This window comes from Lachnoanaerobaculum sp. (assembly GCF_057250505.1).
On the sequence record NZ_DBHIEQ010000003.1, the window covers coordinates 62363 to 69026 of the forward strand.

A 6664-nucleotide genomic window follows, 5' to 3' on the forward strand; every position below is an offset into this window, starting at 1 on the left:
GGTCTCGGCATTCATCTTCATTGCCGACTCATTATCTGTTTTGCCTTTATACTTATCCTGTATAGCCTTTATTTCAGGCTGAATTACAGCCATAAGCTTCTGAGATTTTTGCTGTTTTATAGTAAGAGGAATCATTATAACATTTATCACTATTGTAAATACAATAATTGCGATACCGATATTTGTTATTCCTATATCAAATATCAAATTCATTATAAATCCCAGTATTTCAGCAAACCAACCTATAATAGGCGTACTTGACTTTGTTAATAGTACAATGTCCAAGCTAATACCTCCAATATTTATTAGATTTTCTAAAATAAACTTATCATTTTCTATGGTACAGGGTCATAGCCTCCCTTTGCTAAAGGATTGCACCTTAAAATTCTCCAAATACTAAGCAGTGTACCCTTTATTATGCCGTGCTTTTTCAAAGCTTCTATGGCATACTGTGAACAGGTAGGAGTATAAATACAATGCGTTCTGACCTTCAGCGGTGACAGAAATATCTGATAGAACCTAATAAGCTTAATCATTCCTGTTTTTATTAAGCTATTTAATTTTTTCAACATCTTCTTTGTCCAGTCTATGTGATTTTAGCAAATGTAAATAGGCACTTTCAAGCTTATGATAATCCTTCACATCTGCACCTACTCGAACTACTACTATTATATCTAATCCCTTTTTCTCTATCTTATTCAGCCTAAAAATCTCTCTAAGCTTTCTTACAAATGTATGCCTGACCACACTGTTGCCATTTTTCTTTGAAACCGATATGCCTATTCTGTTATAGGCAAGTTCATTCTTATATACATACATAACAAGAGCTTTATTGGCATATGACTTTCCATTCTTATAAACCTTTTGAAAATCAGCATTACTTCTTAAAGACGGAAAATTCTTCACACAAACTCCTTGATGCCTCTTGCATCATAACTGAAAACTGATATCGGGCAGCATATCATACCCGACAATAGTCGTAAACTAAAGGGATAGTCATAAGACTATCCCTAAGTAATCTTCGACAGATAATTTCTTTGCTATAAACTAGCACTCATCTGTTTTGGCTTTTGCCTTATTTTTTTAAGCTGATAATCTAGCTCTTCCCTTTGCTCTTCTGGCAGCTAAAACTTTTCTACCACCGGCAGAACTCATTCTTGCTCTAAAACCGTGAACCTTAGATCTTTGTCTCTTCTTAGGTTGGAATGTCATTTTCATGGTCTGGCACCTCCTTACTTCTTTTCGTTTGTCTAGTCTTTCTCAAGTCTATGTTCTTCACTTTCTAAAGAACGCACCCTAGTATTATAGTAAAATAAGCCTTACAAGTCAATAGCTTTATCGTTCTTCACTGATTTTTAATAATGTTCCTGCAATTGCCAAAGTTAAGATTGCAGATACTATCGCTTCTGCCACTCCCTGTGTACCTATAATACCTACTATTACATATGGAAGCTGTGACACCTCTCTTCCTGTTGCTGAAGCATAATGCTGTCCGAACAAAAAATAGATTCCGCTCATTACCAAAATAGTATTGGTGACAGCCGCCATAGCTCCGGATACCAACAGTGCAATCTTTATCTTTCCTGTTTTTCTGATTGCATTGAATACAAGTGCAGCCACTATACCTACAAGTATTCTTGGAACAAAGCATACTATGATTGATCTTATTCCACCTGTATATCCTGCTATTGCAGGTGCGAACGGTGAAAAGCAAAATGATGTAGGGTTCGGCATAAATGTATTCTTCCACATGCTTCCAAGTGCAAATACAAAGCCAAGTCCTGCTCCCTCTTTTACACCAAGTAAAATGGCACCTATGGCTACCGTCACATGAATGATTGTCGCATTCATAATTCCAAGCGGTATAAATCCTAAAATAGGTACCAGTGTCTGGATAATAATGATTGCTATAAAGATAGCCATTATTACCATCTTCTTTGTCTTTTGATAAGAATCTCTCTTCATCTTTTTCTCCTCTCGCTACTATTCCTATTGGATATAATGCACTTAATATTATAACTTTAAACTCCTTTATTATCAATAATCTTATTACACTTTAATAAGTCCGTTTTTTAGATTCAAACCGCCATAGCCCAATAATAAATAATACTGTCAATACACGATATATTGCAGAATTTTCACTATAATAGGAAGAAAAAAGTTAAAAAAATATCCACATCAAAAAACTTTTCAACATAATTATCCACATTTATAACTTTCAAAACCCTTTTTCACAGTTAACTGTTAGCAATTCACTTATCCACATTTTGTTGATAAGATGTGGATAAGTGAATGTACTATTATGTGGATATCCTCTTTAAAGCCTTATTCTAAGCCATTTACGTTGTCAACATCGTTTTCCACACTCTGTGTATAACTACACTTATCCACGCTTTTTAGCCACAAAACCGTATGGATAATTTGAGAATATCTTTTTATTCACTCAGTTATCCATATCTTTGTGAACATTTATGTGGACAACTTTGTTTTCCGACCGTTATTTCCATTGATATGACCACATTTTTTTGCTATACTTTAATCAGTTAGAAGTATCCCAAAGGAGTAAAAAGAATGATAGACAAGATCAAATCAAATTGGGAAAATATAATCACTTTTTTAAGAGACGATTACGAACTTTCCCCTGTATCATTCAATACGTGGATAAAGCCCATGATTCCGACATCAATTGAGAAGGACTCAAGGGGAAATTTCACACTTATCATTACGGTTCCTTCGATGCCTTTTAAAACTTATGTTACAAAAAAATATTCCCTATATTTGGCTGTTGCAATAGAGGAAATTACCTTAATTAAATGTAACATTGTTTTTAAAGAAAAAAACGAACAGGAATCACAAAAAATCCCTAAAAAGTTAATAGACAACAAGAGACATCCGGTAAACAACCTTAAACTCTTAAGTGCCAACCTAAATCCCGCTTATACCTTTGACACCTTTGTTGTAGGAAAAAGCAACGATCTGGCACATGCAACCGCTGTGGCCGTAGCTGAGTCTCCGGGAAGCCAAAATCCGGGCGAGCACTACAATCCCTTCTTTATATATGGAGGTGTCGGACTCGGAAAAACTCACTTGATGCACTCCATTGCACATTACATTTTGGAGCATAACCCGGATGCCAATATTTTATATGTCAGCAGCGAAAAATTCTTAAACGAATACATCGATGCATTAAAAAACAGCAATCTGGCTGAATACCGTGCAAAATATCGCAATGTAGACGTACTTTTAATAGACGATATTCAGTTTATCGGAGGCAAAGACGCTATTCAGGAGGAGCTTTTCCATACCTTTAACGCGTTGTACGAACAAAAAAAGCAGATCATACTTTCTTCAGATAAACCTCCTATGGAGCTGAAAAACCTTGAAGAAAGACTTCGTTCCAGATTTGCCTGGGGTGTTGCGGTAGAGATTTTTTCTCCTGACTTTGAGACCAGAATGGCGATACTTCGAAGCAAGGAAGAACGAGACGGCAAAAATATAGATAATGAAGTAATCCAATTTATCGCTACCAATATAAAGAGCAACATCAGAATGCTTGAGGGAGCTCTCAATAAGCTTTATGCAATGAGCAGGCTAAATAAAAATCAGGAAATAGATATAGATTTGGCAAAGTCGGTGCTTAAAGACATGATAACACCTGATGCGCCTACCAAAATTACTTCAGAATATATCGCTACCGTAGTTGCCGATCACTTCAATATCACTGTAGCTGAATTAAAAGCCAAAGGACGAAAAGAACCGGTAGCCACTGCAAGACATATTACGGTATACCTTTGCAGAAAGATGACTAATGATACACAGACAAAGATAGGCCAATTTTTAGGAGACAGAGATCACTCCACGATAGTCAATTCCGAGGATGTAATCACCAAGAGAATCACCTCGGACAGTGAGCTGAATCAGACGATTGAAACTATCAAAAAAAAGATTTCTCCACAATAATCCAAATTATATGGGTAATTGTCAAACATAGCGATGTTTACAAAAAATCGCAAAAAAGCAAGTGTTTACAAGGCTTTCAAGACTTTTACACTTATCCACACCCTATAATAATACTAATACTAAAATATATTTAAATATTTGACATGGCAAAGCGTCGCTTGTTTTTGCCAAAGCCGGAGGAAAAATGAATTTAAAATTTCAAAAAGCACAATTGGTAAATGCACTCAGTATAGTTATGAAAGCCGTATCTACCAAGACATCAAGCGTTATTTTAGAATCAATACTTATAAGTGCATCAGATAACAGAGTTGTTTTAGATGCTACAGACACGGAACTTTCAATTCAAACAGAGGTTGACGCTGTAATAGTAAAAGCAGGAGGTGTTGTACTTAATGCCAAGCTTTTTTCTGAAATTGTCAGAAAGTTCGACAGTACCGAATCTTTGATAGAGTTGGATGTTGACAATGACTTTAAAACTACAATCAGATGTGAACAGGCGGTATTTAATATTATGGGCATCGATCCGGTAGAATTTATACCGATGCCTAAGATTGACAGAGATGCTTTTATAAGTTTGTCTCAGTTCAGTCTAAAGGAGGTAATCCGTCAGACAGAATTTTCGACTGCAATAAGTGATATTAACAGAATGATGGGCGGTGAGCTTATAGACGTAAAGAACAATGTTGCAAAGTTTGTGACTCTTGACGGACACAGAATGTCTATCAGAAATATTGAGCTTATGGGCGAATATGAAGATCAAAAATGTGTGGTACCTATAAAATCCTTACAGGAAGTCATGAGGATAATAGACAGCGATACTCAAAAGAATGTTAATATATATTTTTCAAAGGATCATATACTTTTTGAGTTTGACAGAACGTTGGTGCTTTCAAGAATTCTTGACGGAGAATTTTTCAGAATTGAGAGTATGTTGTCAAATGACTATAATACAAAGGTAAATGTCAGCAGGCTTAAATTACAAAGTGCTATTGAGCAGTCTATGATACTTATCAGAGAGAATGAGCATAAGCCTATGATACTTGATATTGAAAACGGTATGCTAAAGCTGTCCGTAAATTCCTCACTCGGATTTATGGATGCCAAGGTGAATATTGAAAAGAGCGGAAGTGATCTTAAGATTGCCTTTAACCCTAAGTTTTTGGTAGATGCACTTAAAGTTATTGATGACGATTTTGTAAATATATATTTTACAAATGCAAAGTCTCCGTGCTTTATAAGAGATGATAAGAATACATACACATATCTTATATTGCCGGTTAATTTTATCGGATAGGAGTAATATGCAGGAAGTAAGAATTAGAGATGAATATATAAAGCTTGAGCAGGCTATGAAGCTTGCAGGTGCCGTGTCTATGGGCTCTGAAGCCAAGATGGTAATACAGGCCGGTGAAGTTTTGGTAAACTCCGAAGTGGAGCTTAGAAGAGGTAAGAAGCTCAGAGACGGAGATATTTTCACATACGAAAACAATGATTATAGAATCGTTGGAGCTTAAGGACTACAGAAACTATGAGAATTTGGATATAAAGCTTTCAAGCGGAGTAAATATATTCTACGGTGACAACGCACAGGGAAAGACCAATATTTTGGAGTCCATATACCTTGCCACCACTTCAAAATCTCATAGAGGAAGTAAGGATAAGGATATCATAAGATTTGGTGCAGGTGAGTCACATATAAAGCTTATGATAAAGAAAATGGATGCGTCTGTCAGGCTTGATATGCATATAAAGAAAAACAAGGCTAAGGGAGTGGCCATCAACGGCATCCCGATAAGGAAGCTGAGTGAGCTTTTCGGTACCTGCAATGTGGTATTTTTCTCACCTGAGGATTTGAATATCATAAAGAGAAGTCCCAAGGAGAGAAGAAATTTTGTAGATATGGAGCTTTGTCAGCTGAATAAGGTCTATGTGTCCGCTTTGGTTACTTACAATAAGGTGCTTGATCAAAGGAACAAGCTTCTTAAGGAAATAGGCTTTAAGCCCGGATTGGAGGACACTTTAGATATCTGGGATATGCAGCTTGTAAAGTACGGAGCGAATTTGATTTCTTACAGAGAAGAGTTTGTAAAAAAGCTGAATGAAGTTATTTTTGATATACATTCAAGACTTACAGGTGGTGAGAAGATAAAAGTAATCTATGAGAAAAATATAGAAAAAGATAATTTTGAAGCCGAGTTGAGAAAATCAAGGACAAATGATATAAAGTATAAGACTACAAATGTCGGACCGCATAGAGATGATTTTTCATTTTTTTTAAATAATGAAATGGATCTGAAGAAGTTCGGTTCACAGGGGCAGCAAAGAAGCCTTGCACTGTCACTCAAGCTTTCCGAGATAGAGCTTATTAAGGTCAGATACGGTGAGTTTCCGGTATTATTGCTTGATGATGTGTTATCAGAGCTGGACGGCAAGCGTCAAAGTCATCTGCTTGAGTCTATAAGGCATATACAGACCCTTATTACCTGTACCGGTGTTGAAGATTTTTTGAATAAATCTTTGGATATCGGCAAGGTGTTTAATGTAACAAACGGTATTGTAAAAGAATCTGAATATAAATAATATTGTATACAAAGATTTTGTAAATAGAATTGTATTAGTCATAAATGCATTTTTCTTTATGTATTTTTATACAGATACAAAATAAGTGAGAAAATATATTAATTGTTTAATTTTAATATATTTA

At 35.6% G+C, this 6664-nt stretch carries 9 protein-coding genes; 4 read left to right on the forward strand and 5 right to left on the reverse strand.

Annotation, left to right across the window (positions count from 1 at the left end):
• The 5 genes from ACO6FI_RS02280 to ACO6FI_RS02300 all read right to left on the reverse strand — a co-directional run.
• Positions 1 to 285: YidC/Oxa1 family membrane protein insertase (locus ACO6FI_RS02280; RefSeq protein WP_485455922.1), on the reverse strand; the 285-nt coding region annotated here is incomplete at its 3' end.
• A 50-nt stretch (positions 286 to 335) separates the two neighbouring features.
• Positions 336 to 572, reverse strand: coding sequence for a membrane protein insertion efficiency factor YidD (gene yidD / locus ACO6FI_RS02285; protein ID WP_124952875.1), 237 nt, complete (start codon positions 570 to 572; stop codon positions 336 to 338).
• Positions 553 to 906 (reverse strand): ribonuclease P protein component, encoded by a 354-nt coding sequence (gene rnpA, locus ACO6FI_RS02290; protein ID WP_298056906.1) that lies wholly within the window; start codon positions 904 to 906, stop codon positions 553 to 555. The genes yidD and rnpA overlap by 20 nt, the downstream gene beginning before the upstream one ends.
• Positions 907 to 1083: 177 nt before the next feature.
• The gene (gene rpmH / locus ACO6FI_RS02295; RefSeq protein WP_007594921.1) at positions 1084 to 1218 is read right to left on the reverse strand and encodes a 50S ribosomal protein L34; all 135 of its coding nucleotides are present in this window, start codon (positions 1216 to 1218) and stop codon (positions 1084 to 1086) included.
• A gap of 117 nt (positions 1219 to 1335) precedes the next feature.
• A complete protein-coding gene (locus tag ACO6FI_RS02300; protein WP_288913403.1) occupies positions 1336 to 1965 on the reverse strand; it encodes an ECF transporter S component in 630 nt (209 codons plus the stop codon).
• A 606-nt stretch (positions 1966 to 2571) separates the two neighbouring features.
• On the opposite strand from ACO6FI_RS02300, the gene dnaA reads away from it, so the two are divergent.
• From dnaA to recF, 4 genes are all read left to right on the forward strand, one after another.
• Positions 2572 to 3960: a chromosomal replication initiator protein DnaA gene (dnaA, locus tag ACO6FI_RS02305; RefSeq protein ID WP_485455923.1), complete on the forward strand. Its 1389-nt coding sequence runs from the start codon at positions 2572 to 2574 to the stop codon at positions 3958 to 3960.
• 184 nt (positions 3961 to 4144) lie between these two features.
• The gene (gene dnaN, locus ACO6FI_RS02310; protein ID WP_485455924.1) at positions 4145 to 5254 is read left to right on the forward strand and encodes a DNA polymerase III subunit beta; all 1110 of its coding nucleotides are present in this window, start codon (positions 4145 to 4147) and stop codon (positions 5252 to 5254) included.
• Positions 5255 to 5261: 7 nt separating this feature from the next.
• Positions 5262 to 5474: an RNA-binding S4 domain-containing protein gene (locus tag ACO6FI_RS02315; RefSeq protein ID WP_009221218.1), complete on the forward strand. Its 213-nt coding sequence runs from the start codon at positions 5262 to 5264 to the stop codon at positions 5472 to 5474.
• Positions 5449 to 6540, forward strand: a complete 1092-nt coding sequence (recF, locus tag ACO6FI_RS02320; protein ID WP_485455925.1) for a DNA replication/repair protein RecF — start codon at positions 5449 to 5451, stop codon at positions 6538 to 6540. The genes ACO6FI_RS02315 and recF overlap by 26 nt, the downstream gene beginning before the upstream one ends.
• The last annotated feature ends 124 nt before the right edge of the window (positions 6541 to 6664 follow it).

Coding starts and splice junctions, on each gene's coding strand:
- yidD (WP_124952875.1), bottom strand. CDS start 572: ATGTTGAAAAAATTAAATAGCTTAATAAAAACAGGAATGATTAAGCTT.
- rpmH (WP_007594921.1), bottom strand. CDS start 1,218: ATGAAAATGACATTCCAACCTAAGAAGAGACAAAGATCTAAGGTTCAC.
- ACO6FI_RS02300 (WP_288913403.1), bottom strand. CDS start 1,965: ATGAAGAGAGATTCTTATCAAAAGACAAAGAAGATGGTAATAATGGCT.
- dnaA (WP_485455923.1), top strand. CDS start 2,572: ATGATAGACAAGATCAAATCAAATTGGGAAAATATAATCACTTTTTTA.
- dnaN (WP_485455924.1), top strand. CDS start 4,145: ATGAATTTAAAATTTCAAAAAGCACAATTGGTAAATGCACTCAGTATA.
- ACO6FI_RS02315 (WP_009221218.1), top strand. CDS start 5,262: ATGCAGGAAGTAAGAATTAGAGATGAATATATAAAGCTTGAGCAGGCT.
- recF (WP_485455925.1), top strand. CDS start 5,449: ATGATTATAGAATCGTTGGAGCTTAAGGACTACAGAAACTATGAGAAT.